The organism is Kordiimonas sp. (assembly GCF_048264555.1).
Lineage (GTDB): Bacteria > Pseudomonadota > Alphaproteobacteria > Sphingomonadales > Kordiimonadaceae > Kordiimonas.
Genome location: NZ_JBLXCX010000002.1, coordinates 880,750 through 905,215 on the forward strand (window position 1 = coordinate 880,750; position 24,466 = coordinate 905,215).

20 protein-coding genes are annotated in these 24,466 nt (G+C 56.6%); 15 read left to right on the plus strand and 5 right to left on the minus strand.

Features of this window, described 5'->3' with window-relative positions; translation table 11 throughout:
* Nucleotides 1-191 precede the first annotated feature (191 nt).
* The 7 genes from lptF (at nucleotide 192) to ACN0XZ_RS09270 (ending at nucleotide 6,788) form a co-directional block, all read left to right on the plus strand.
* The gene (gene lptF, locus ACN0XZ_RS09240) at nucleotides 192-1,382 is read left to right on the plus strand and encodes an LPS export ABC transporter permease LptF (protein ID WP_417457449.1); all 1,191 of its coding nucleotides are present in this window, start codon (nucleotides 192-194) and stop codon (nucleotides 1,380-1,382) included.
* The gene (lptG, locus tag ACN0XZ_RS09245) at nucleotides 1,382-2,536 is read left to right on the plus strand and encodes an LPS export ABC transporter permease LptG (RefSeq protein WP_417457450.1); all 1,155 of its coding nucleotides are present in this window, start codon (nucleotides 1,382-1,384) and stop codon (nucleotides 2,534-2,536) included. Before lptF ends, lptG begins: the two co-directional genes overlap by 1 nt.
* Nucleotides 2,533-4,080 carry a lipopolysaccharide biosynthesis protein gene (locus tag ACN0XZ_RS09250; protein WP_417457451.1) on the plus strand — a complete coding sequence of 516 codons (1,548 nt, stop codon included), beginning with the start codon at nucleotides 2,533-2,535 and terminating at the stop codon, nucleotides 4,078-4,080. Before lptG ends, ACN0XZ_RS09250 begins: the two co-directional genes overlap by 4 nt.
* A complete protein-coding gene (locus ACN0XZ_RS09255) occupies nucleotides 4,077-4,418 on the plus strand; it encodes a tRNA-binding protein (RefSeq protein ID WP_417457452.1) in 342 nt (113 codons plus the stop codon). The genes ACN0XZ_RS09250 and ACN0XZ_RS09255 overlap by 4 nt, the downstream gene beginning before the upstream one ends.
* Nucleotides 4,419-4,473: 55 nt before the next feature.
* Nucleotides 4,474-5,610: an N-acetyltransferase gene (locus tag ACN0XZ_RS09260; RefSeq protein ID WP_417457453.1), complete on the plus strand. Its 1,137-nt coding sequence runs from the start codon at nucleotides 4,474-4,476 to the stop codon at nucleotides 5,608-5,610.
* 11 nt (nucleotides 5,611-5,621) lie between these two features.
* Nucleotides 5,622-6,305 (plus strand): hypothetical protein, encoded by a 684-nt coding sequence (locus tag ACN0XZ_RS09265; protein ID WP_417457454.1) that lies wholly within the window; start codon nucleotides 5,622-5,624, stop codon nucleotides 6,303-6,305.
* 189 nt (nucleotides 6,306-6,494) lie between these two features.
* The gene (locus ACN0XZ_RS09270; RefSeq protein ID WP_417457455.1) at nucleotides 6,495-6,788 is read left to right on the plus strand and encodes a GIY-YIG nuclease family protein; all 294 of its coding nucleotides are present in this window, start codon (nucleotides 6,495-6,497) and stop codon (nucleotides 6,786-6,788) included.
* A gap of 92 nt (nucleotides 6,789-6,880) precedes the next feature.
* On the opposite strand, the gene ACN0XZ_RS09275 is transcribed toward ACN0XZ_RS09270, so the two are convergent.
* The 3 genes from ACN0XZ_RS09275 to recG form a co-directional block, all read right to left on the minus strand.
* Nucleotides 6,881-8,407, minus strand: a complete 1,527-nt coding sequence (locus ACN0XZ_RS09275; RefSeq protein WP_417457456.1) for an acyl-CoA carboxylase subunit beta — start codon at nucleotides 8,405-8,407, stop codon at nucleotides 6,881-6,883.
* Nucleotides 8,408-8,476: 69 nt separating this feature from the next.
* Nucleotides 8,477-9,745: an FAD-dependent oxidoreductase gene (locus tag ACN0XZ_RS09280; RefSeq protein WP_417457457.1), complete on the minus strand. Its 1,269-nt coding sequence runs from the start codon at nucleotides 9,743-9,745 to the stop codon at nucleotides 8,477-8,479.
* Between the two features lie 17 nt (nucleotides 9,746-9,762).
* Nucleotides 9,763-11,847 (minus strand): ATP-dependent DNA helicase RecG, encoded by a 2,085-nt coding sequence (gene recG, locus ACN0XZ_RS09285; protein WP_417457458.1) that lies wholly within the window; start codon nucleotides 11,845-11,847, stop codon nucleotides 9,763-9,765.
* A 113-nt stretch (nucleotides 11,848-11,960) separates the two neighbouring features.
* On the opposite strand from recG, the gene ACN0XZ_RS09290 reads away from it, so the two are divergent.
* The 4 genes from ACN0XZ_RS09290 to ACN0XZ_RS09305 all read left to right on the plus strand — a co-directional run bounded on the left by ACN0XZ_RS09290 (nucleotide 11,961) and on the right by ACN0XZ_RS09305 (nucleotide 17,835).
* A complete protein-coding gene (locus tag ACN0XZ_RS09290; RefSeq protein ID WP_417457459.1) occupies nucleotides 11,961-12,266 on the plus strand; it encodes a succinate dehydrogenase assembly factor 2 in 306 nt (101 codons plus the stop codon).
* A gap of 14 nt (nucleotides 12,267-12,280) precedes the next feature.
* Complete coding sequence (gene mfd / locus ACN0XZ_RS09295) at nucleotides 12,281-15,778, plus strand: transcription-repair coupling factor (protein WP_417457460.1); 3,498 nt, start codon at nucleotides 12,281-12,283, stop codon at nucleotides 15,776-15,778.
* A 91-nt stretch (nucleotides 15,779-15,869) separates the two neighbouring features.
* Nucleotides 15,870-17,039: a Na+/H+ antiporter NhaA gene (gene nhaA / locus ACN0XZ_RS09300; RefSeq protein WP_417457461.1), complete on the plus strand. Its 1,170-nt coding sequence runs from the start codon at nucleotides 15,870-15,872 to the stop codon at nucleotides 17,037-17,039.
* A gap of 244 nt (nucleotides 17,040-17,283) precedes the next feature.
* Complete coding sequence (locus ACN0XZ_RS09305) at nucleotides 17,284-17,835, plus strand: outer membrane protein (protein ID WP_417457462.1); 552 nt, start codon at nucleotides 17,284-17,286, stop codon at nucleotides 17,833-17,835.
* A gap of 189 nt (nucleotides 17,836-18,024) precedes the next feature.
* Here the strand turns inward: ACN0XZ_RS09305 and ACN0XZ_RS09310 are convergent, their stop codons facing one another.
* On the minus strand, nucleotides 18,025-18,651 hold the full coding sequence (locus ACN0XZ_RS09310) for a DsbA family oxidoreductase (RefSeq protein WP_417457463.1): 627 nt from the start codon (nucleotides 18,649-18,651) through the stop codon (nucleotides 18,025-18,027).
* 125 nt (nucleotides 18,652-18,776) lie between these two features.
* Between ACN0XZ_RS09310 and ACN0XZ_RS09315 the strand changes: the two genes are divergently transcribed.
* From ACN0XZ_RS09315 to ACN0XZ_RS09330, 4 genes are all read left to right on the plus strand, one after another.
* Nucleotides 18,777-19,133: a hypothetical protein gene (locus ACN0XZ_RS09315; RefSeq protein WP_417457464.1), complete on the plus strand. Its 357-nt coding sequence runs from the start codon at nucleotides 18,777-18,779 to the stop codon at nucleotides 19,131-19,133.
* A gap of 92 nt (nucleotides 19,134-19,225) precedes the next feature.
* On the plus strand, nucleotides 19,226-20,254 hold the full coding sequence (gene moaA, locus ACN0XZ_RS09320) for a GTP 3',8-cyclase MoaA (RefSeq protein WP_417457465.1): 1,029 nt from the start codon (nucleotides 19,226-19,228) through the stop codon (nucleotides 20,252-20,254).
* Between the two features lie 61 nt (nucleotides 20,255-20,315).
* Nucleotides 20,316-21,074, plus strand: coding sequence for an NAD kinase (locus ACN0XZ_RS09325; protein ID WP_417457466.1), 759 nt, complete (start codon nucleotides 20,316-20,318; stop codon nucleotides 21,072-21,074).
* A gap of 103 nt (nucleotides 21,075-21,177) precedes the next feature.
* Complete coding sequence (locus ACN0XZ_RS09330) at nucleotides 21,178-22,665, plus strand: S10 family peptidase (protein WP_417457583.1); 1,488 nt, start codon at nucleotides 21,178-21,180, stop codon at nucleotides 22,663-22,665.
* Between the two features lie 77 nt (nucleotides 22,666-22,742).
* On the opposite strand, the gene ACN0XZ_RS09335 is transcribed toward ACN0XZ_RS09330, so the two are convergent.
* Nucleotides 22,743-24,452: an ATP-binding protein gene (locus tag ACN0XZ_RS09335; protein ID WP_417457467.1), complete on the minus strand. Its 1,710-nt coding sequence runs from the start codon at nucleotides 24,450-24,452 to the stop codon at nucleotides 22,743-22,745.
* Between the last annotated feature and the right edge of the window lie 14 nt (nucleotides 24,453-24,466).

Below are 24,466 nucleotides of genomic sequence, written 5' to 3' on the forward strand. Positions count from 1 at the left end.
CTGGCTTGTGACCTTAAGCCTGCAACCTTAACGCCCTTGCCTCAGCACAGCAGATGGCGTCCGATGGTGGCGAAAATATGTCCCACCGTGACGAAATTGAGTATAAGTCAACTTGCTTTTGCCACGTTAGGCGAATGAATGGTAATAAAAAGTGTCTTGAAACAAGCCTCTAACAGGTGTAGCGCCAAAGCATGTTAAATCGTATTGACCGGTATGTCCTTCGCCAGATCATGGGGCCTCTCCTGACCACGCTCGGCATCGCAGCATTGCTGCTGATCCTTGAGCGCATGCTCAAATTGTTTGATTTTGTGGTCAATCAGGGTGGGCCGGTGGAAGTTGTGTTCCAGATGCTCGCGAACCAGATCCCCCACTATCTGGGCCTTGCCCTGCCTGTGGGCTTGCTGCTTGGCACCCTGCTGGCCTTCAGGAAAATCTCATTATCGAGCGAATATGATGCCATTGTGTCGTCTGGCATTGGCTTGCCGAGGCTTATGCGGCCCGTTCTGATGCTCTCCCTCGTGATGATGCTGATCAACACTGTCCTCGTCGGCTGGATTCAACCCTACGGGCGATACGCATACAGAAACCTTGTTTTTGACCTCAGGAGTGGTGCCCTTGGTGCCAGCATCCGTGTTGGCGAGTTTGTTGATCTCGGCGACAACATAACGTTGATGATAGAAGAAAGCCGACAACAGGGCGCTGAGCTTGTTGGCATCTTTCTCGAACGGCGGGATGAGAAAAACACCATATCGGTCACAGCGGAACGAGGTGGCTTCTTCGCAACCGAGGATGATCAAACCATTCTGCTGCGCCTCTATAACGGTGTGTTGGTTGACCTGAACGAGGGGCAAAACAAACCCCGTGTCTTGAGTTTTGACCAACAGGACCTGACCGTCAAACTACCGGCAAAAGAAACATTCCGTGACCGGGGTGGTGAGGAACTGGAGCTTACCCTGCCCGAACTAAATCGAGAACGCTACAACCCTGCCCTGAGCGTGAAAGAAGCAAACGCGATGAACGCCAACTTCCATTGGCGTGTCATGCATAGCGTGACCTTCCTGATTCTGCCGTTTTTGGCCATCCCCATGGGGTTGACCAACAAACGAACAGCGCGCGGCACCGGCATCGTCATCGGGCTTTCGCTCCTCATTCTATACAATGAATTTATGGAGGCGATGGAAACTGCCATCACCAACGGTGCTTCGCCCTATGCCACCACATGGCTTCTTTTTGGGCTCTTCACCGCGCTCAGTTTATTCTTCTTCCGTATCGCAGCCTATAAGGTTGGGGGCGAGCCTCTCGCATGGATTGACCGAACCTGGGCCGTTGTCAGCGGGCCAATGAAACGCCTGTCCAAACGCTTGATGGGGGTTAGCGACTAATGAATATTTTTCGCACAGTCCGGCGGCTGATGGTACCGTCCCGAACCCTCGCACGTTACATGGTACGCATGCATCTTGGTCGTTTTTTCGGCATCCTGATTGGTCTCACCGCCATTCTGCAACTCCTTGTTTTGATGGCAGTATCCGATGAGATTATGTCAGCTGATGGCGCGACCTGGGTTTCTCTCGTGTCCTTTGTCGGCATGCGCGCACCACAGCTCATCAGCCAGTTCACGCCATTTGCTGCGTTGCTTGCATCCCTTCTCACCCTTGCCACACTGAACCAGCATAGCGAGGTAGTGATTATGAAGGCGAGCGGGCTTTCCGCCCACCGCATCCTGCTGCCGCTCGGCATCGCCAGCTTCATCATTGCGGGCGCCCACTTCGTATTTAACGAAACCGTGGTGGTGGACGCCAACGCCGAGCTCGAATATTGGGAGGCGCATGATTACGCGGTTGACCTGCCAGAGAACACTGGCATTGCAGGGCGTGTATGGCTCAAGGAAAACAACACCGTGGTGCTTGTTGAAGCGGTTAGCCGTATCAGAAGCCGAGTGGTGCTTGATAAGGTATCGCTGTTTGAGCGCGATGAGGTTGGTCGCCTCACCTCCATGTCCCGCGCGGATTTCGCATGGTATCAGGACGGCAAATGGACCCTCCATGAAGTGCGGCGTTTCGACACCAAAAGCCATGAGCTCACCATCCAGGACACACAGGAGTGGAAAATTCCCACCCGTCCTGAACGCTTCCTCGCGCTTACGGTAAAGCCGGACCATGTATCGTTCCCTGCGCTCTGGCGCTCAATGCATGAGCTTGAAAAAGACGGCCTGCCCACCGAACGCCTGATGGCAAGCTTCCTTCACAAGATCGCCGGGCCTGCTTCCACACTCCTGATGCCCCTCCTCGCCGCTGTGGCAGCCTTTGGGGTAACCCGCGCAGGCAACCTGGCTATCCGCATCGTTTTTGGCATGGCGCTTGGTTTCAGCTTCTTTGTGGCCGACAACTTTATGCGCGCCATGGGTGAATTTGGCGTTGCGCCGCCGTTTCTGGCCGCGTGGGCGCCTTTCCTCCTGTTCCTGTTCCTCGGCTATAGCGTGGTTTTCTACACTGAGGAAGGCCACCCCAAACTCAGCAAGAAAAAGGCGGCTGAGTGAGCACCCCCACGGATACGGAGCCTGATAAACCGACCGCTGAAAATCACCGGGCGCGGGTCGCGGGCGGTGCAGGCTTTGCCTTTCTCGGCCGGCTCGGTGCTCTCATTGAGGCCGTATCTGTAATTGCCTTCACATGGGTGTACGGTGCCGCCACTTTCGGGCTTTTTGCTGTGCTTTGGAGTTACGTGAAAGTCTCGACCGCGATATCTGATGCCGCGATGACAACCGCCTTGCAGCGGTTTGTGCCCAAAGCGCAGGGTGATGACGCCAACTTGGTGGCAGGATATGCGATCAAGCTCAGTTTCCTGATCTCAACCGGTATTGCCCTCCTGATCTGCCTGACTGCGCCTCTTGTTTCAAACTTCATTAACGCAGCAGACGCGGATGCGGACCAACTGACCACCGTCATTCGCCTTTATGCATGGGTGTTACCCTTCTGGACCATGGTGGAGGTAGCAACCGCCGCCATCCGCGCACGACGGACCTTCGGGCCCGAGATCCGTGTCCGTATATTTTATGAGCAAGGCCTCAGACTGGTCGCGGCCATGGCGCTTGGGCTGGCTGGTTATCTCACTTACGGGCTTTTCCTTGCGCACCTTCTAAGTGTTATTCTCGCCGCGCTGCTGGCCCTGCGGTTGGTGGCAAAACACTATGATATCAACGCCGTGTTCAAGGCCCCGTTAAGCGGCCCCATTGCACGAGAGATGCGCGGTTACGGCTTCTCGGTCATGCCCGCCAATATCATCAAGAAGCTCTTCAGCGAGTTTCCTGTCATGTTCCTCAATTTTATGCTGCCGGGCGCCGCAGGTGCTGCGGCTGGCGGTTATTATGCTGTCGCCCGCAAGATCGCCAGCGCCCTTCAGGCCGTGCGGATGACATTTGAATATGTCATGGCCCCACTGGCCGCAGAGAAGGACGGGCACGGCGACCACAAGGCACTGCATGACATGTATGCCTTCGCGACCCGGCTATCATTATGCTTGGCCCTGCCCTTCGGAGCAGCCCTTGTGCTGGCGCGACACGACGTGCTCGCCACGATGGACCCCGAGTTTCAGGCCGCAGCCGCGGCCATCGCCATCCTCTGCCTCGGGCGTGTGCTTGAGGCCGCAACCGGACCGTCTTCCGCTATCATTGAGATGCTCGGCCACCGCCTCTTGCCGCCGCTCAACGGGCTGGCTGGCCTCGCGGTGCTTCTGGGGCTTGGTATATGGCTTATCCCCCTCCACGGTGTGACGGGGGCCGCGATTGCCGCCGCAGCTGGCCTCAACACAACCGCGCTACTCGCGCTTATTGAGGGACAACTGCTTTTCCGCCTCTGGCCCTATGATAGCCACATGGCACGCCCCCTCATCACGTCCTTGATCACAAGCGGGCTGATGCTTGCGCTCATATCACCCAGCAGTCTGTGGCCAGCACCATACGGCATTCTGGCCGCCATAGTGGGGCTCGCACTCGCTGTGATCATTCTCATTCGCTTTGGGCTCACGCATGAGGACGCTGAGGCCCTTGGCAAGCTCGGTAAGCTCAAAAAGAAGAAACCATGACAGACCTGATCGAATTTTCTGACTTCCTTAAAGTGGATATCCGCGTTGGCACGATCCTGAGTGCCAAAGCAAACGCGAAGGCCCGCAAACCCGCTTATGTGCTGGAGATCGACTTCGGCGATGTGTTTGGGGTAAAAACCACCTCCGCCCAGATCACGGAGGAACACAGCCTTGAAGATTTGCCCGGCATGCAGGTGCTGGCGGTGACCAACTTCCCGCCCCTGAGGGTCGCGGGCGTAAAATCTGAGGTGCTAACCCTCGCCACGATGGAGGAAGAAGGCCGCACCGTGCTTATCACTCCGTCAAAGCCAGTACCAAACGGCACCCGCTTGCTTTAGGCCGAAGGCTGGCTTAAGTCAGAACCCAAAGAATTTATCCGGAGAGGACACCAGCGTGAGCGAAGTTACCATCAAACAGATAACCGATACGTCGGGCCTGAAAGATTTCGTGAACGCCACCCGGCAGGTGTATGAGGGCGACCCCAACTGGATTCAGCCGTTGATGATGGAGCGCATGGATGCGTTGCGCCCCGATAAAAACCCCTATTATGAGCACGCAGACGTTGCGCTTTGGGTGGCTGAGAAGAACGGCAAACCTGTTGGGCGTATCTCTGCGCAGATAGACAAGCTCGCGCAGGAAAAATGGGGCCCGAATCTGGGTCATTTTGGTTTTTTTGAAGCGCAGGACGCTGAGGTTGCCGACACGCTTTTAAAAACAGCGGAAGCCTGGCTCAAGGAACGCGGCATGAAACGCATGCAGGGGCCATGGTCTTTTTCAACCGCAGAGGAAGTCGGCACCCTGATCAAAGGGTTTGAATATCCGCCCGTTTTCATGATGCCCCACGGCAGGCCGGAATATGACGGCTGGCTGAAAGCCCATGGGCTGGATAAAGCCAAGGACATGCATGCCTTCCGGCTTGATCTCCTGCAGCCCGCACCAGAGCGGGCGGCGCGCATCGTCAAGATGGCCGAGAAAAACAAAAAAGTGACCATGCGCGAGATCGACATGAAGCGCTTCCATGAAGAAGTGGCAACCGTGCTTGATATCTATAACGAAGCATGGTCTGAAAACTGGGGCTATGTGCCCTTCACCCCGCATGAGGTGGAGCATGGCGCAAAAGCGCTCAAGCCCGTTGTGAAGCCCTACCGCACCATGATCTGCGAATATGAGGGTGAGCCTGTGGCCTTCATGCTCACGATCCCCGATGTGAACCATAAAATCCGTGATCTAGATGGCAAACTGCTTCCCTTCGGCTGGGCTAAGGTTGCGTGGCGCATGATGAATGGCCGCGAGGACCGCTGCCGGGTGCCTTTGATGGGTGTGCGCAAAAAATTCCAGAAAGGCCCCTTGGGCGCCGCCATGGCAATGTGGATGATCCAGGTAAGCCAGAAAAACGTGGTCGACCGTGGCGCTACGTTCGGGGAGTTAGGGTGGATTCTGGAAGACAACGACGGCATGATCTCCATCCTCGAGGAAATCGGCTGCGAGATTTACAAAACCTACCGGGTGTATGAAAAACAACTCAGCTGATTGGGGCCCATATGAAAGACCAGAAGCGACACAGCGATAAGGCTGACACCATGCAGCTTTCAAGCTTCATGGAGGAATATCTGGTCAAATGCCCCAAATGCAGCGCGCTCGCCATCATTCGCGAGCATCGCCTCACCTGCACCGGGTGCCACACCAATATCCATGAGCCAGAGGCCCCGCAACGGGCGGTAGCCTTGCTGGGCGGGCATTATTCAAGCGCCGGAGTGAAACATTGGCATGGCCGCGTGAACCCGGTGCTCGAGCGCGAGGACGGCACGCCGGAGCGCTTTGGCTGCACGGGCTGTGGTAATGACCTGCCTGCACCAGACACACGCCAGAACAGCGCCCACCTGCCCCGTACGCTTGAGATAGCTTGCGATGGATGCGGGCGAGAGAATACCTTCACGCCCATCTGGAAACCTGCCTATGCAGCCAATGAAGTTCGTGACCCGGCGTTCGGGTGCGAGCTTTACCTGCAAAAGTCCTTACGCGACGGCACCCTGTTTGCCTTCAACGCCGAACATGCCGAAGTGCTGCGGGGCTATGTGGATGCGGGCTTGCGCGAATGGAAAACTGAGGACAAAGGCATGCGCAGTTATTTCACCAACCTGCCCGCATGGATCAAAGCCGCCAAAAACCGCGACACCATCGTGAAGACGCTGGAGATGTTCATGACCAGTGTTAAATTCAACTAGGGAGCTTAACATGCCCTAACGGGTCCCTGCACGGCCACGCCTCAACCCTCAACCATCACCTTGCCACGCGCGAAGACTGCTATGGATGCTGAAACAAGTTCAGCATGACAATGGTGTTATTGGGTCGGTCAGTGCACTCGACCGTCACCCTGAACTTGTTTCAGGGTCCAATGACTGCTTAAATCAGGCATGGACAAGCAGGGTTACACATACATTCTTGCATCAAAGAAGCATGGCACGCTGTATATCGGCGTTACCTCAGACTTGGTCAAACGCACCTGGGAACACAGAGAAGATCAAGCAGACGGCTTCACCAGGAAGTATGGTGTGCAGACGCTGGTTCACTTCGAGTCATTCGATGATATTAAGTTCGCCATCGAACGCGAGAAGCAGTTAAAACGCTGGCACCGACAGTGGAAGATCAACCTGATCGAAGAACACAACCCGGATTGGGAAGACCTGTATCCGTCAATAACTGCCTGATGGATGCTGAAACAAGTTCAGCATGACTGCCATACTTACCCAAACTAGTCAGCCTACTCTCCTGTCACCCTGAACTTGTTTCAGGGTCCACATCAACGCTCCACCGCCATCTTACCTTGCGCGAGGTCTGCGAACTCACACAAGAGCGGGCGTGTGTCGCGGGGGTCGATGACATCTTCAACCATAAAGGCTTCGGCGGTGCGGAACGGGCTACGCACCTTATCAAGTCGTGCCTTGATCTCATTGAGCGCCGCCTGCGGGTCATCCGCCTTTTCAAGCTCCGCTTTATAGGCAACCTCAATACCGCCCTCGAGCGGCAGGCTGCCCCAATCCCCCGATGGCCACGCAAAGCGGTACTGAAAGCGGGTGTGATCGCTCATCGCGGCACCACCAACACCGTACGCCTTGCGCACAATCACGCTGGCCCACGGCACGGTTGACCGGTAGATGCCGTTGAGCGCATCAACGCCAAACCGGATAGTGGCGGCCTTCTCGGCCTCAAGCCCGATCATGAAGCCGGGGTTATCAACAAAATGCACCACCGGCAGCGAGAAGGTGTTTGCGAGCTTCACAAAACGTTCCACCTTGCGCGCACCATCTGCCGACCATGAGCCGCCCATGAACGATGGGTCTGATGCAATCACAGCCACCGGCCAGCCGTGCAGGCGCGCGAGCGCGGTTATCGAGCTGCGCCCCCACATGCGGCCAATTTCCATCACGCTGCCCCGGTCCATTACCCGGTCCAGAATCTTGCGCATGGAATAAGCGGCGCGCCGGTCTTCCGGTACAGCGTCCTTCAGCGCCTCATCGCGGCGTTCGGTGCCGTCAGATGTATCCCCGCGCGGGGCTGTCACACCCGCAGCATTCGGCAGGTAGGAGAGGAAACGTTTCGCGGCCTCAACCGCTTCATCCTCTGTGTTCACCACATCATCCACAGTGCCGTTGCGGCCATGGATATCTGCGCCGCCAAGCGCTTCTTTATCAAGGTTTTCGCCAATGGCAGCCACAACGGCAGGCCCAGCGGTGAAGATATGCGACATGCCCCGCACCATCACGCTATAGTGCGAGGCCACCACCCGCGCGGCCCCCAGCCCCGCGACAGACCCCAGCGCCAGTGCAACAACAGGCACGGTTTCAAGGTTTTTGACCACATGCTCCCACCCCGGCAGGTAAGGCACGTAGGTGAGGCCCATGTCCTCCAGCATTTTAACGCTACCGCCGCCGCCAGTGCCGTCGATCAGGCGAATGAGCGGCAGTTTATATTCATGCGCCATCTGCTCCGCCTGCACGGCCTTGCGCCAGATGGCTGCATCTGCTGCACCACCCCGCACGGTAAAGTCGTCACCCGTTAAAACAACGGCGCGGCAGTTTACCTCGGCTTTACCAAAGAGGAAATTTGCCGAGGTGAAATCTTCCAGCTCCCCATCCGGGCCATAGGTGCCCTTACCTGCAAGCTTGCCAATCTCACGAAATGAGCCGGGGTCTGCCATTCTGGTGATACGCTGACGAACATCCAGTTTGCCACGGCCATGCTGGCGCGCCACTTTCTCGGTGCCGCCCATCTTCTCGGCCAGCGCTTCCCGCCTGGCTTTTTCTTCCAGCTCTTTATCCCACGACATATGGATACCCTTTAACCATTGCTTTTAAAGGTAAAATAGCGTGGTTGCCGGATAGTCAACCGGTAGAACTTAAAGCACCGTGCGGTTCTGCACCGTTGCCTTTGTGTTGAGGCTGAAACGCGGCTCGGCCACGGCAGCCGCGTCAAGCGCAAGCGCGGCAGCAAACCGCCCAACCTCGGGCCCGTGTTTAAAGCCGTGCCCGGAACCCGCACCCACCAGAATGATGTTCGAGAAACCCGGGTGCCGATCGATCAGGAAATCACCGTTTGAGCTGTTGGTATATTGGCATACCCGTTCCCCCACAAAAGGCGCGCCCTTGAGGCCCGGGAAGCGCATCTCCAGATACTCGCGCAGCTTTTTGTATGTTGCTTCGCTTGCATGACGTTCTTCCGTGTCGGGGTCGATGGCTGGCCCATGTTGGTCATTGGCAATTTTAAAGCCCCGGCCTTCAATATCCGGCACACCATAAAACAGGTCACCGCCATTATAATCCGCCCATGCAGGCAATGACCCATGCGCGAAACTTGAATTGCCCGCAGGCGGTGCCACAAATGCAAGCTCCTGCCGGGTGATGAAAAGGCGCGGCGCCAACAGCTCCGGGAACAGACGTTCCATCCAAGGCCCGCAGGCATAGATAATGCTGTCCGCGCTTTCACGCCTGCCATCAATCATCAGGCTGTGGCCATCCTCAAGCGGAGCGCTGGCTTCCGCATGCCGGTATGTGCCACCGGCATGGACAAACCGTTCCACGAGCCGGATAACAGACCGCCGCGCCATCAAAACCCCAAAGCCAACCTCATAGAGGCCGAACTCAATGCCGCTGAAATCAAACTGCGGAAAACCTTTCCTGAGTGCGGCCGCGTCCAGCACCTCAAGCGGCAACTTCAGGCGTTTGTGTGTGTCGATCGACGCGCGGGCGTAATCAACCATTTCATGGAAGAAAAACAGGATACCCGTCTGGTTAAAAAGCGGCAGCCCAGCATCGTCTGAAAGCTTTTTCCATTCGGCAAGCGATGCCGTTGACATCTTGGTGTATATGGCGTCGGCACCATAGTCGGAGCGGATCAGGCGCGTTTCACCGCCTGACGACGCACGCACGCTTGCGGGGCCTCGGCCGTCCACCAACAGCACCTTTTTACCCGCGCGTTGAAGCTGTGTAGCCGTCCAGGCCCCAAAGACACCAGCACCCACAACGATTGCGTCCCACGCTCGTTTCGGGCTGTGGCTTGTCTCTTTTTTGGACTGAGCGGCCACCATACCGCCCGGCATGGTAGATGCCGCACCTGTTGCTGCGATCCCCGCTACGACCGCCCGCCGTGTTGTGTTGCTTTTCGCCATATGTCCCTCCAGCCGCGCTAGCCTGATTGCATCAGGCGCACGCCTTCATCGCGCTCAAAAAGATACAGCAGGTGCCGAAGCGCCTGTCCCCGCTCGCCTTTAAGCTCCGGGTCTTTATTGATGATAAGCCGGGCATCGTCCCGTGCAAGCTCAATGAGGTCTGCGTGTTCAGCAAAATCAACCAGCTTGAACTCAGGCAAACCGCTTTGTTTAGTGCCCAAAATCTCACCGCCACCGCGCAGGCGCAGGTCTTCCTCCGCAATAAGGAAGCCGTCTTCACTTTCGCGCATGATCTTGAGCCGCGCACGAGCGACCTCACCGATCTCATTGGTACGCAGGAGGATACAACTTGATTTGCCGCTGCCACGCCCGACCCGACCGCGCAACTGGTGAAGCTGCGCGAGACCAAAGCGCTCCGCATGCTCTATCACCATGATTGTGGCCTCAGGTACATTCACCCCCACCTCAATCACTGTGGTGGATACCAGCACGCTGATCTCGCCCTTCTGGAACTGGGCCATCACCGCGTCTTTCTCCGCACCCTTCATTTTGCCGTGCACGAGCCCCACTTGCGGGCCAAACATGCCCTTCAGGCTGGCAAACCGTTCTTCCGCGGCAGCGATGTCAAGCTGCTCGCTTTCTTCCACCAGCGGGCACACCCAGTAAGCCCGCGCGCCAGCCTGCACCGCGCGCTGAATGCCGGATGCTACATCAGCGATACGGTCGAGCGCCACGACGCGGGTATCCACCGGCAAGCGGCCCGGTGGTTTCTCCATAATGCGGGAGACATCAAGGTCGCCATACGCCGTAAGCGTTAGCGTGCGCGGGATCGGCGTTGCTGTCATGCCCAGCACATCGACACCTGCAATCGCCTTGCCTGCGAGCGCCAAGCGTTGTTGCACGCCAAAACGGTGCTGCTCGTCAATGATGGCAAAACCGAGGTCTTTAAACTCAACATCCCCCTGAATGAGGGCATGCGTGCCGATAAGGATATCAATCTCACCAGCCGCAAGCGGTTCAAGTACGGCCTGGCGTGCCTTGCCTTTTGAACGGCCGGTGAGCAAGGCAACACGGAGGCCTGCGGCTTCCGCGAGCGGTGTGATTGTCTCAAGATGCTGGTTGGCCAAAATCTCCGTTGGTGCCAGTAGCGCACACTGCACACCAGCTTCCACCGCTGCCGCCATGGCGAGAAGCGCCACCACGGTTTTGCCACTGCCCACATCCCCTTGCATCAGGCGCAGCATGGCGCGTTCGCTTTCAAGGTCCGCGATAACCTCACTGAGCGCGGTTTTCTGGTCACCGGTCAGGCTATAGGGTAGCGCCCCTAAAATGCGTTCCTGAATATGCCCGCTGCCTTTCAGGGCACGCCCACGTTTTTTTCGGGTACGGTCACGTACGATGGCGAGCGCAAGCTGGCTCGCGAGCAGTTCATCTGCCGCCAACCGGCGCCGGGCCTTGCTACTGGGGGCAATGGCGCCGGGGCCATCGGGCTTATGCAGTGTCTCCAGTGCTTGCAGCATGGTCGGCCAACCCTCACGGTTCATAAGCGCCGCGTCATGCCATTCAGGTAGCGGCGGTACGCTCTCAAGCCCCGCGATGATGGCTTTCCTCAAAACTTTACCGGACAGGCCTGCCGTAAGCGGGTAGATGGTCTCCACCGCTGGCAGGTCGGCTTCATTCGCTGGTGCGACCATATAATCAGGGTGGGTGATCTGCACATTGTCCTGATAATGCTCAACCTTGCCGCTGATGAGGCGGGTCTCACCCTCCGGCAGTTGCTTGCGCAGATAATCCGCACGCGCATTAAAAAACACCAGGGTCAGGTCGGCAGTTTCATCCCGGCATATCACTCTGTAGGGCGCGCGCCGGTTATGGGACGGGCGGTGCTCAACCACCTCAACTCGCAGTGTGGCGACAGAGCCCGCCACCGCGTCCGCCACCTTGGGGCTATAGCGTCGGTCAATAAGCCCCGTGGGCAGGTGAAAAAGAAGGTCGCGCGTGCGGGTACCAGCAAGCTTTTCAATAGCCTGACGGTTGCGTTTACCAATGCCCGGCAAACGTTCAATGTCGGCAAAATAGTCAAAAAGCGCCTCAGGCCGCATGTGGCCGCATCCCTTTCAAAAAGCCAGAAGTTTCCCTTTAATGAAATCGGACCTTAGCTTATGGTGTGCCGCCCAGCAATTGGGCAAGCATAAAGTTGACAGCCGAGACCATCATGATGAGCAAAAACACCTATAATCCGCACGGAGAGATCGACCTTGAAAACCGCAGGCGGCGGCTCAAGTTTCGTGCCTGGCATCGCGGTATCAAGGAGCTGGATCTGATTTTCGGCAACTTCATTGAAGCAAACGGTGACAGTTTTGATGAGGAAGACTGCGCCTGGTTCGAACGCCTGTTTGAAGAGCAGGATCATGAAATCCTGAAATGGGTCACAGGCGGCGCAGAAGAACCGGATGCTTTCAAAGGGCCGATGATGGACCGCCTCAAGAAACTTGACTTCATGACGCTGAAAGCACGCTAGGGGCGAGACACAGGATGCTGCTCAAAGAGCTTGTCAGCGCGGAAATACCGCTTACCGCCTCGGGTGTGCCGGGCGGTTATGATGCCATGCTGCTTACCGACCTTGCCGCTCGCGCCTATGGTGACGGCAAGCGTGCTGTTCTGCACGTCGCGAGCGATGACGGCAGGCTTTCCGCCCTTGCGTCCGCTGCACGCTTTTTTGCGCCAAGCCTTGAGGTCATAACCATCCCGGCGTGGGACTGCCTGCCGTATGACCGGGTCAGCCCTCAAAGCGATATTGTCTCGAAACGCATGGCAGCCCTCGCGCGGCTCAGCAACACGCGCCTCAAGGCCCCGCTTCTTGTGCTCACCACGGTCAACGCCGTGTTGCAACGTGTGCCTGCCCCTGATGCGGTCAAGGACGCAACCTTCGATGCCGAACCGGGTGATACGGTCGATATGGCGGCGCTCACAGATTTTCTGGCGTCTAATGGTTACACACGGTCTGGCCAGGTGATGGAGCCGGGCGAATTTGCCGTGCGTGGCGGCCTACTGGATATTTTCCCCACAGGCGAAGAAACGCCGCTTCGGCTTGATTTTTTTGGTGATGAGCTCGACACCATCCGCCGCTTTGATCCTCTTGACCAGCGCACCATCGGCAAGGCACCACGGCTTTCCCTGAAACCCGCAAGCGAGTTTTCCCTCGGCAAAAAAGGTGTTGAAACCTTCCGCCGCAACTATGTGAACACCTTTGGCCCCGCCAAGGGGGATGACCTTCTCTATGAAGCCATTAGCGAAGGGCGTCGCTATCAGGGCGCCGAGCACTGGCTGCCGTTCTTTCATGACGAGATGGCAACACTGTTTGACTATCTGGATGAGCCGGTCTTCACGCTTGATCACCAATCAGACGAGGCAGCGACCGAGCGCTTCAAGGCCATTGCCGACTATTATGAGGCACGCAAGGAAGCGTGGGATATCGCCCGCACCAACAAATCCATCACCACGCCACCCTACAAGCCTGTGCCCAGCAAGCTCCTTTATGTGAGGGACGCGGAATGGGAAAATTACCTGAGCGACCATAACGTTCGCCGCATGACACCGTTTGAAGAGCCGCCCGCCCTTGATGTGGTGAGCTTCGGTGCCCGGCAGGGCCGCGACTTTGGGCCCGAGCGCAACACCAAGGATATCAATGTCTATGACGCTGTGCGCGACCATGTGAAAGCGCTGCGTGTGGACGGCAAACGGGTGGTGTTCGCAAGCTACTCAAAAGGCGCCGCTGACCGCCTCAAGGGCGTACTTGAGGACCATGGCCTCATGCCTGTTGGCCTTGCTGACAGCTGGGAAGAGATCAGGCGCGAGAATAAAACCGGCATCGCTGTCACCGTTCTGGCGCTCGAGCGCGGGTTCGAGACCAAAGACCTCGCCATTATTTCCGAGCAGGACGTGCTGGGCGACAGGCTTGTCCGCAAAGCACGGCGCAGCAAGCGCGCGGACAATTTCCTCAAGGAAGCAAGCGCCCTCACCCCCGGTGATCTGGTGGTGCATGCAAGCCACGGCATTGGCCGCTTTGAGGGGCTTGAGACCGTTACTGTTTCCGGCGCCGCGCACGACTGCCTTTTGCTCACCTACCTTGGCGGCGACAAGCTTTTTGTGCCGGTTGAGAATATCGAGGTGCTTTCACGCTTCGGCGGTGAGGATGCAGGCGGCGCGCTTGACAAACTTGGTGGTGTCGCATGGCAGGCACGCAAAGCCAAAGCCAAGGCGCGCATCCGTGAAATGGCGGGCCAGCTTATCAAGCTTGCCGCCCAGCGGGAGATGCGCGAGGGCCAGCGCATCACAACGCCTGAAGGCATGTATGACGAATTTGCCGCCCGCTTCCCGTTTCAGGAAACGGACGACCAGCTCCGTGCAATCGCCGATGTGGCGGGCGATCTGTCATCGGGCCGCCCTATGGACCGCCTTGTGTGTGGTGACGTAGGTTTCGGCAAAACCGAAGTGGCGCTTCGCGCAGCTTTCCTTGCGGTGATGGCGGGGCATCAGGTGGCAATTGTCGCGCCCACCACCCTGCTCGCGCGCCAGCATTTCCTGAACTTTACCGAACGTTTCAAAGGCTTGCCCGTGCGCATCGCGCAGCTTTCCCGGCTTGTGAGCGCGAAAGAAGCAAAAGCCACCAAGGAAGAAATGCGCAAAGGCACGCTGGATATCGTGATCGGCACCCACGCGCTTCTCGCTAAGGGCATTGAGTTCAAGGAACTGGGCCTGCTGATCGTGGATGAGGAACAGCACTTTGGCGTGGCGCACAAAGAAAAGCTCAAAGAGCTTAAAGCCAACGTGCATGTGCTGACCCTGACAGCCACACCGATACCCCGCACCTTGCAGATGGCCATGTCAGGCATCAGGGACCTCTCGATCATTGCAACACCGCCGGTGGACCGCCTGGCCGTGCGCACGTTCGTGCTGCCCTTTGACCCTGTTGTGGTGCGCGAGGCGCTGCTGCGTGAGCACTATCGCGGCGGGCAGAGCTTCTATGTCGTGCCTCGTATCGCTGACCTTGAAGAAGCTGCCACCTTCCTCAAGGACCATGTGCCTGAGGTGAAATTCATCATCGGCCATGGACAGATGTCTCCCAAAACGATTGAGGATGTCATGACCGCCTTTTATGAAGGCCGGTATGATGTGCTCTTGTCCACCACCATCATTGAAAGCGGCATTGATATCCCCACCGCCAACACAATGGTTGTGCACCGGGCGGATATGTTTGGCCTTGCGCAGCTTTATCAGCTTCGCGGCAGGGTTGGTCGCTCCAAAACACGGGCTTATGCTTATCTGACCACACCCGCAAATCGCCTGTTGACCGATAACGCAGACAAACGCCTGCAAGTGTTGCAGGCACTGGATACCCTTGGGGCTGGTTTCACGATCGCGAGCCATGACATGGACATTCGCGGGGCTGGCAACCTGCTTGGCGACGAACAATCCGGCCATGTTAAGGAAGTGGGCGTTGAGCTTTACCAGAAGATGCTGGAGGAAGCCGTGGCCGAAGCCCGCGCAGGCGGCAGTGATGAAGACTATGAAGACACCCAGTGGTCCCCCACCATCAACCTTGGTGCCACGGTGATGATACCGGAAGGGTATGTGCCTGACCTCACGCAGCGCATGGCTCTATATCGCCGCCTCGCGGACCTTGAAACCCGCGAGGATGTGGACGCCTTCTGTGCGGAACTTATAGACCGTTTTGGCGACCTGCCGAGCGAGGTGAAACAGCTTGCCGCCATTATGATCATCAAGGGCCACGCCAAACGCGCGGGCATTGAAAAGCTTGAGGCGGGCGCCAAGGGCGTCACCCTCTCCTTCCGGGGGGACAAGTTTGCAAACCCGGGCGGGCTTGTGGACTTCATCTCCTCAACCGGGGCAACAGCAAAACTCAGGCCTGACCACAAGCTGGTCTATTACGCGCGGATGGACAAAATCAGTGCCCGGTTGAAGACGGTTGCCGCCATTACCCGCAAGCTGGCGGCCGTTGCCACCACATAATCGTGCAGGCCACAATCGGTCGAATTCGGCCGATTTTCTATTGTAAGCGGGCCTTTTGTCCCCATATCCGACGCTGATTATGGAGACATCGATGAAATTAAAACTTTCGCCCGACGCGATTGGTGGCTTGCTATTGATCGCGGCGGCTGCCCTTGCCATCCTGATGGATAATACCGCCCTCGCACCCTACTATAATGCCCTTCTCGAGACAGAAGGGACGATCGCGGTTGGAAGCTACGGCCTTTCAAAACCCCTGCTGTTGTGGATCAACGAGGGCCTGATGGCCATCTTCTTCATGGTGGTTGGGCTTGAGATCAAACGTGAGGTCACATCCGGTGAACTTTCCGACATGCGCAGCCTCGCCCTGCCCGGCCTCGCGGCAGTCGGCGGCATGGTGTTGCCCGCCCTTTTCTTCTGGCTCGCGAACAATGGCGATGCGCAGTCTATCGTAGGCTGGGCGATACCTACAGCCACCGACATTGCTTTTGCCATTGGCATTCTGGCGCTGCTGGGCAGCAGGGTACCGCCTGAGCTGAAGCTTTTCCTGCTGACACTGGCGATCCTTGATGACCTGGGTGCTGTTGTGATCATCGCGGCCTTCTACACTGCGGACCTCTCCGTCCTATCGCTTGTGCTGGCGCTTCTGGGCTGTATCGGCCTGTTTGTACTTAACCGGTTTGGTGTGCGCAACACGTCTGCTTACCTGTTTATCGGTGCGCTTATCTGGATATGTGTGCTCAAGTCCGGTGTGCATGCAACCCTTGCCGGTGTTGCCGTGGGCCTCGCCATTCCTGCGACCCGGGACAAGGAAGGCCATTCGCCGCTTGAGGAGCTGGAGCATAACCTGCACGCGCCGGTGTCCCTCATGATCCTGCCGCTGTTTGCCTTTGCGAATGCGGGTGTTTCCCTGATGGGGCTGAGTTTTGATACCGTCATGCAGCCGATCAGCCTTGGCATTCTTGGCGGGCTTGCGCTCGGCAAACCCCTCGGTGTGGTCCTTGGTGCACTCGCTGCGGTATATCTCTTCAAAGCAAAGCTACCGGGCAGCCTGACATTCAACCATGTGTGGGGCGCCGGTCATCTGGCTGGCATTGGTTTTACCATGAGCCTCTTTATCGGTAGCCTCGCCTACACAGACCCGGCCATGAACGCGAATGTCCGTATTGGGGTGCTGGCCGCCAGTATATTGTCGGCCCTTGCGGGCTGGGCAGTGCTGAGCATGGCGGCAAAGAAAAAAGCTGGCCCTCTGGAAACGGTGTAACCTTCTGGTTTTAGGGCACTAATTGAAAAACTGAGGAAAGGCGCCATTTCGGCGCCTTTTCTTCTTCTCATACCCCATGCTTTCTGAACAGCCGTTCATCGGGGCGCCATAAAAAGACATAATTTTTCTTAATTCCGCCGTTTCTTATCCATTTCCGGGCCGCAGTCCGGCGCGAAATTCCAATCATCGAAGCCAACCGAAGTGAACAAGGCTGGCAGCATTGGATAGAAAAACGGAGACTGTTATGAAATTCTCATCAACCCTTATCGCAGGTGCAGCAGCTGCGACCCTTATTTCGGGCATCGCGTCTGCTCAGGAAGCGAAAAAATTTGAAGGCATCTACGGCGGTATTGAAGCCGGCGTGGATTGGACCAAACTGGCCATCGACGGAAAGCGTGACCGCAGCATCTATTATGGTGGTGTGCTTGGCTACCGCATGCAGTCAGACACCAACACCGTATTCGGCCTTGAAGGCACATTTGGTGACACAGGCTACAAGCAGCTTGGCCAACGCAATACGGACTATGAATATGGTGCATCCCTTATTCTTGGTCAGGCATTCGGGCCAGACGGCGCGAACCTCTTCTACGGTAAAGCAGGCTACGTGCGTACCCGTCTTGATTTTGGTGACGCAGCAGATGTTGGCAAAACAACAGAAGACGGCTGGCGTTTTGGTGCAGGCTATGAGCGCGCGCTTTCAAACGGCCTCAGCCTGCGTACAGGCCTTGACTACACCACCTATGGGGACGGCATGAAGCAGTGGACGGCCAAAACCGGCCTGATCGCGAGCTTCTAATTCGCAGCTAAGCGAACCCCATAGAACCCGGAATTCGGGCGTGTTTCCTCCCAAGAGTGCGCCCGGACCTCCCCAGGGGACCCCCTAAACCCCTGGTTCCAAACGGCCCCCCACCCAGGGCCGAGTATTGAGTACCTTCATTGTACCGAGCCAGGAGCATCCCCTTCCCCGGGGGGTGCTCCTCCCTTTTCAGGAAGCTGAAACTTTGTCGATGGCGGCAGCGATAGCGTCAGCCCCTTGTGCACCCGAGAGCGCTGATTTCCCGTCAAAAATAAAGAGCGGCACGCCCTGCACACCCATGCGGCGAGCACCGTCTATATCCTGCTGAACAGTATCAACATCTGCGTCACTGCTCAGAAGGTCAGCGACTAGGACGCCGTCCATACCCGCTTCTTCCGCCACTTCACGCAGCAGTGCGTGGTCACCGATGAACTTGCTTTCCTCGAAGTAGCGGCGCATCAGCCCTTCAGCCACCGCGTCTTGCGCGCCCGCGCCTAGCGCCCATCGCAGCAGCCGGTGGGCGTCCAGCGTATTCGCGATACGGCATTCGCTTTCAAAGTCGAACTTGATACCAAGGCTAGCGCCCATATCTCGGAGGTGCTGGCGTGCCGCCTGAAACTGTGGGCTATTGCCAAACTTCTTGGTGTAATAGGCGTTCCGGTCCACGCCTTCCACTGGCGTTTCGGGGGAGAGTTGATACGGCCGGTAGCGAACGCCCGTGACCTTGCCGGGGCGCATTTTAAGCGCCTCATCCAACTGACGTTTGCCCACAAAACACCATGGGCACACCACATCAATCACAACATCAATATTCATTGTCACTCCCCTAAACCGCGTGCTTCCCCTCACCACAGGAGAGAAAGATACAATTGTATATATTTCTTAAGAGGCATTTATCAAAATCCCATGTATGATGCCCACGGATTTGGAGACGACTTGACGTGATCAAGGCACTGAACATTGCGAGCCAGGGAATGCTGCAAGCTGAAAAGCGGGCAACCGATATCGCACGTGAAATTCTGAAATCTTCAAGCGAGGCGGCGACTTTCTCAAGGGAACTTGAAAGCGCCACACCTGATGCCGAATCCGCCACAGATTCGACCACATTTGACCCTGCTTTTGGTACAAAACCCGCCACACTTCGCGCCACACCTCCCTCTACACAGGGGCCGGGATATTCTGACCTTCTGCAACAGATGGTGGACCTCAAGGCGGAAGAGCATTCCTTCAAGGCAAATGCCAAAGCCTTCAAGCGTATTGATGAAACGCTGGGCTCCCTCCTTGACGACAAAGGCTGATTTAAGCCATTTTTTGCCTGATAATACATAGTATTTACCCGTTCACATTCTAATGACTTGACGGCGAGAGCGCTTCATCCAACATTGTGGGCATGCCTGATAGCAAGCAAAATATCCCGGCGACACGGCCGCTCAAGGACCCATTTGGGCGCAGCATCACCTATCTGCGCCTTTCGGTGACAGACCGGTGCGACCTTCGGTGCCGATACTGTATGGCAGAAAACATGGTGTTTTTGCCAAAGCCGGATGTCTTGACGCTTGAGGAAATGCTGGGCCTTTCCCGTGCCTTTATGGAACGCGGGGTGCGGCGTATTAGGCTAACGGGCGGCGAACCTCTTGTTCGCAAAGGCATTTTGTGGCTCATTGAGGCGCTCGGCACTGAGGTTAAGCGCGGCAACCTTGACGAGGTAACGCTCACCACCAACGGCACGCAGTTGCCTCATATGGCGGCTGACCTTGCCCGTGCGGGCGTCAAACGCATCAACGTATCCCTTGATACGCTGGACGCTGAACTGTTTAGCGAGATCACGCGCCGCAACCGTTTGGCAGATGTGCTGGCGGGTATTGAAGCTGCGAAAGCCGCGGGGTTGCAGGTAAAAATCAATACCGTCGCCCTGAAAGGCCAGAACGAGCATGAGCTGCCTGAGCTTCTTGACTGGTGCATGAGCCAGGGCCTTGACCTCACCTTGATTGAAACGATGCCGCTTGGTGACGTGGCGGACGCACGGGAAGACCAGTATCTTCCGCTTACAGACGTGCTTCCAAAACTCCTGAAAAAACATAACCTTAGCCCGAGCGGCCACCGCACAGGTGGCCCTGCCCGCTACTTCAACATTGAAGGAAGCACATCCCGCTTGGGGCTGATCACACCGCTCACCGGCAATTTCTGCGATGGCTGCAATCGCGTACGGGTAACCTGTACAGGCCGCATTTATATGTGCCTTGGTCAGGACGACCATGTTGACCTTCGTGCGGCCCTCCGGTCTGATAATCCGCAAATAAACCTCAATGCCGCGCTTGATAAAGCCATCGGCATTAAACCCAAAGGGCATGACTTTGCGATGAAGGATGACCAGATGGTCGGCAAAGTCGGACGCCATATGAGCCACACAGGCGGATAAAATCCACTCGCGCTAAAATCAAATTTCCCTATACTGCCTTCCTACAAAGGGACGGAAGCTTATGAAAATCGCCATTATCGCCAGTGAGTTTGGTGAGGCAGCCCAAGCGGCGCAAATGTTACGGAACCGGTATAAAGCCGTAAGCACCAAGGATGCAGATATTATCATCGCCCTTGGGGGTGATGGTTTTATGCTGCAAACGCTGCACGCATATATGGGCCGCGATATCCCGATTTTTGGCATGAACAAGGGCACCGTTGGCTTCCTGATGAACGAGTTTAACGAGCATGATCTTGTTGAACGGCTCGAGAAAGCTGAAAGCTACAAGCTGCATCCCTTGCGCATGCGGGCCACTCGCTGTGATGGCGAAGTGGTTGAATATCTTGCGGTGAATGAAGTCTCCCTGTTGCGGGAGACGAGGCAGGCGGCCAAAATCCGTATCTCCATCGATGGTAAGGTTCGCATGCCGGAACTGGTGGGTGACGGCGTGCTTGTCGCAACACCTGCAGGCAGCACGGCCTATAACCTGTCGGCGCATGGCCCCATCATTCCGCTCGGCGCTGACCTCCTCGCCCTCACACCTCTGTCCGCTTTCCGACCACGGCGTTGGCGCGGCGCGCTTGTGCCCCACCATGTGTGCATTGCCTTCACCATCAATCAACCGCAAAAACGCCCGGTTTCGGCGGTTGCAGACATGCATGAGGTCAGAGACGTTCGCCATGTTGTGGTTGAGGAAGCGCGTGATGTTTCGCTCACCATCATGTTCGATCAGGAACATACGTTGGCGGAACGTATTTTCACCGAACAGTTCGCCTACTAGCGCGCACACCCTGTCGCTTTTATGCGGACTCTAAGGCCTCAAACGCGCTAGCGAGGGGCGGTTCACAATTCAGGGGGAACTGAAATTGAATAAACTCCATAAAATTCTGGCCAGCCTGACGCTGGTCAGCTTCATCGCGTCGCCTATCTGGGCTGACGATGACAAAAATAAATCTGCGCCGGTTGAACCGGTAAAGACCTATGAGGTTGAGAAGTCTGGCACTTTTGGCGGCACCAAACTCCGCTACAAGGCTATCGCTGGCGAAACCCACCTCAAGAATGACAAAGGCGAAGAAACAGCCGCAATCTTTTCTGTCACTTACTTGCGGACTGATGTGAAAAACAACGCGGAACGCCCGGTTTTCTTCATCTTCAACGGCGGCCCCGGCTCTGCCAGCCTCTGGCTGCATCTCGGCGTTTATGGCCCCATGCGTGTGGCGGTGCCATCTGACGCAGAGGATGACGGCGCAGCTCCCTTCCGCCTCGTAGATAACGAGCTTTCAATCCTTGATGTCGCCGACATGGTGTTCATCGACCCGGTTGGCACCGGCTATAGCCGCGCCATTGGCAAGGGTGAAGGCAAAGACTTCTGGGGCATTGAGAATGACGCCAAATCTATCGCCGAATTTATCCGGCTGTGGCTGGTGAAAAACAAGCGCTGGAACAGCCCTAAATATCTGTCAGGTGAAAGTTATGGCACAACACGTGCCGCCGCACTTCTGGATCAACTTCAAGGCAGCTGGGCGGATATCGCCGTGAACGGTGTGGTCTTTATCTCATCGATCCTCGATTTCCAGACAGCACGCTACCAGCCCGGCAACGACACGCCTTATATCTCCTACCTACCCACCATGGCCGCAACAGCCTGGTATCACGGCAAGGTTAATAAGGACGGCAAAACACTTGAGAGCTTCCTTGATGAGGTTCGTGCTTTCACGCTGGGTGAGTATGCAAGCGCACTGGTGCAGGGAAACCGTCTTTCTGACGCTGATTTCAACACCACAGCCGAAAAAGTCGCCGCCTACACAGGCCTGAAGCTCCAGTATGTGAAAAACGCAAACCTGCGTGTCAACAACATGCGCTTCATGAAAGAACTACTGCGCGACGAGGGCTTTGTAACAGGCCGTCTGGACAGCCGCTATAAAGGCCGTGACTATGAGGGCACCGGCGACACCTTTGATGGTGACCCATCTGGGTATGGTATTGACGCCGCCTACACCGCAGGCATCAACCACTACCTGCAGACCGAGCTGGGTGTGGATATCGAACGCAAGTATGAGGTGCTTTCCGGCGTGCCGGGACGGCATTGGTCAGAGCCTCGCAAACGTGGTTACAGCGAAGGCTACCCGAACGTGGCACCCCACGTAGGTGAAGCGATGAGGGAGAATAAGGATTTCCGCGCCATGCTGGCCAGTGGCTACTATGATCTAGCCACCCCGTTTTTCGCATCTGAAAACACGTTTAATGCCAATGGTATCGATACTGACCGGGTAACGTTCACCTACTATGAAAGCGGCCATATGATGTATGTGCACGAGCCGTCGCTTGAGAAGCTGGTGAAAGATATTCGCGACTTTATCAAAGGCAACTAAAGCCAAATAAAATTGGGGCGCCGCACTTATGCGCTGGCGCCCCAACTCCCGTCCCGAATTTTTCCGGGTTATATATTCTAGATAAAATCTGTCTCTTTTTCCGTGCCATCCGCGAGCGGCAATGTCACCGTAAACCGGCTGCCCTCACCCACCACGCTTTGCAGTGCGATATCACCGCCCATCTTGCGTGCAAGTTCACGGCTGATATGAAGGCCCAGCCCTGTGCCTTCCTGGCTGCGGGAATAGATATGCTCGGTTACCTGATGGAATTTCTCAAACACATGTTCTGCATGCTCTTCAGAGATACCAATGCCGGTATCCCAAACGGTGATGGACACCTTGTCCGCAGACGTATTAACCGAAACTTCAGCGCCGATTTTCCCGCCTTCCGGCGTGAACTTCACGGCGTTGGAAAGCAGGTTCACGAATATCTGTGTGGTCCGGCGGTCATCCACCTGCACCAGCGCATCCGTCGTTACATCAAGTCCTGAGATATCCAGCTTCTTCTTCGCGGCAGCATCCTTGTTCATCTGCACCGCTTTTCTCATGATCTGCTCAACCGGCAGCTCGTCGATGGAGAGTGAAAGACCGCCGCTTTCGATAACGGCAACATCAAGAATATCGTTGATAAGCCCGAGAAGATGCTGACCTGATTTACGGATATCGGTGGCGTAGGACATATAGGACTTGTCGAGCGAGCCGAAGGTTTCATGCTCAAAAGCTTCCGCAAACCCAATGATAGCATTGAGCGGCGTGCGTAACTCGTGGCTCATAGCCGCCAAAAATTCGTTCTTCGCCCGAAGCGCGCTCGTGGCCTGTACGGTTGCTTCATCAAGCGCCATGTTCTTGCGGGTCAGCTCCTTCAGGAGCGTTTCAAGGTTGTGGCGGATATGGTCTGCCTCAGCGGCCTGCTTGTAGCGGCCTGTAACATCCATCCCTACCCCGCGATATCCACGGAAATCACCGCTTTGACGGTCAAACACCGGCACGGCCGACAGGTGAAACTTGAGTTCCTCGCCGCTTGGCTCAGAGATCACAAAAAGCTGCTCACGAAACGGTTTGCGTGAACGGATCGCCTGCGCACCGTCGAGCTTGCCTTCAAGGTTAGGCTCAAACCGGCCAAACTGCTCAAAACGTGACCCAATGAAAAGCGATGCTGGCTGGCCAACAATTGCGGTAAACCGGTCTGACAGGGACCGAATACGTAGGTCGGCATCACATTCAAAAAACCAGTCCGAGCTCGCGCGGGCGAAATCCTGGAAACGCGCCTGCGTGCGGTTCGCTTCTTCGATACCACGCACCTGCGCCGTCACGTCCTCATATGTCCCTGCAACCGCGACCACGTCCCCCCGCTCGTTCCGTACCGGGGTGTGACGGCCAAGGAAGATGCGCTCATGCCCACCTATGCGGACGATTTCTTCCGCGCGCACCGTGGTGTCGCTCGCGAGCACATCGTCGATAACTGGCTTAAGAGATGGAACCATGAACCGGCCCGCAAGCGCCGCTTCACCGGGCGCAAGCGTAATATCGCCAAGCGCTTTATCGAGCGTGCGGTAATGGTCATTCACATGCATTACTGTGCCGTCAAGCGAGCACACATAAAACGGCAGAGATTCGTCAACAAGGATACGAGCCACGAGGCCCAGCACTTGCTCGTTGGCCGGTGTGAAGCGCGGTTCAGCACGGCTGATGGATGCGCCAAAGGCCCCTTCAGCATTGTCGCCGCCCCCACGACGGCCAGCAAGGTCTACAACCTTCTGGTCTTCCAGCTGATTTTCCAGTTTCATTCAGGTTTCCTCCC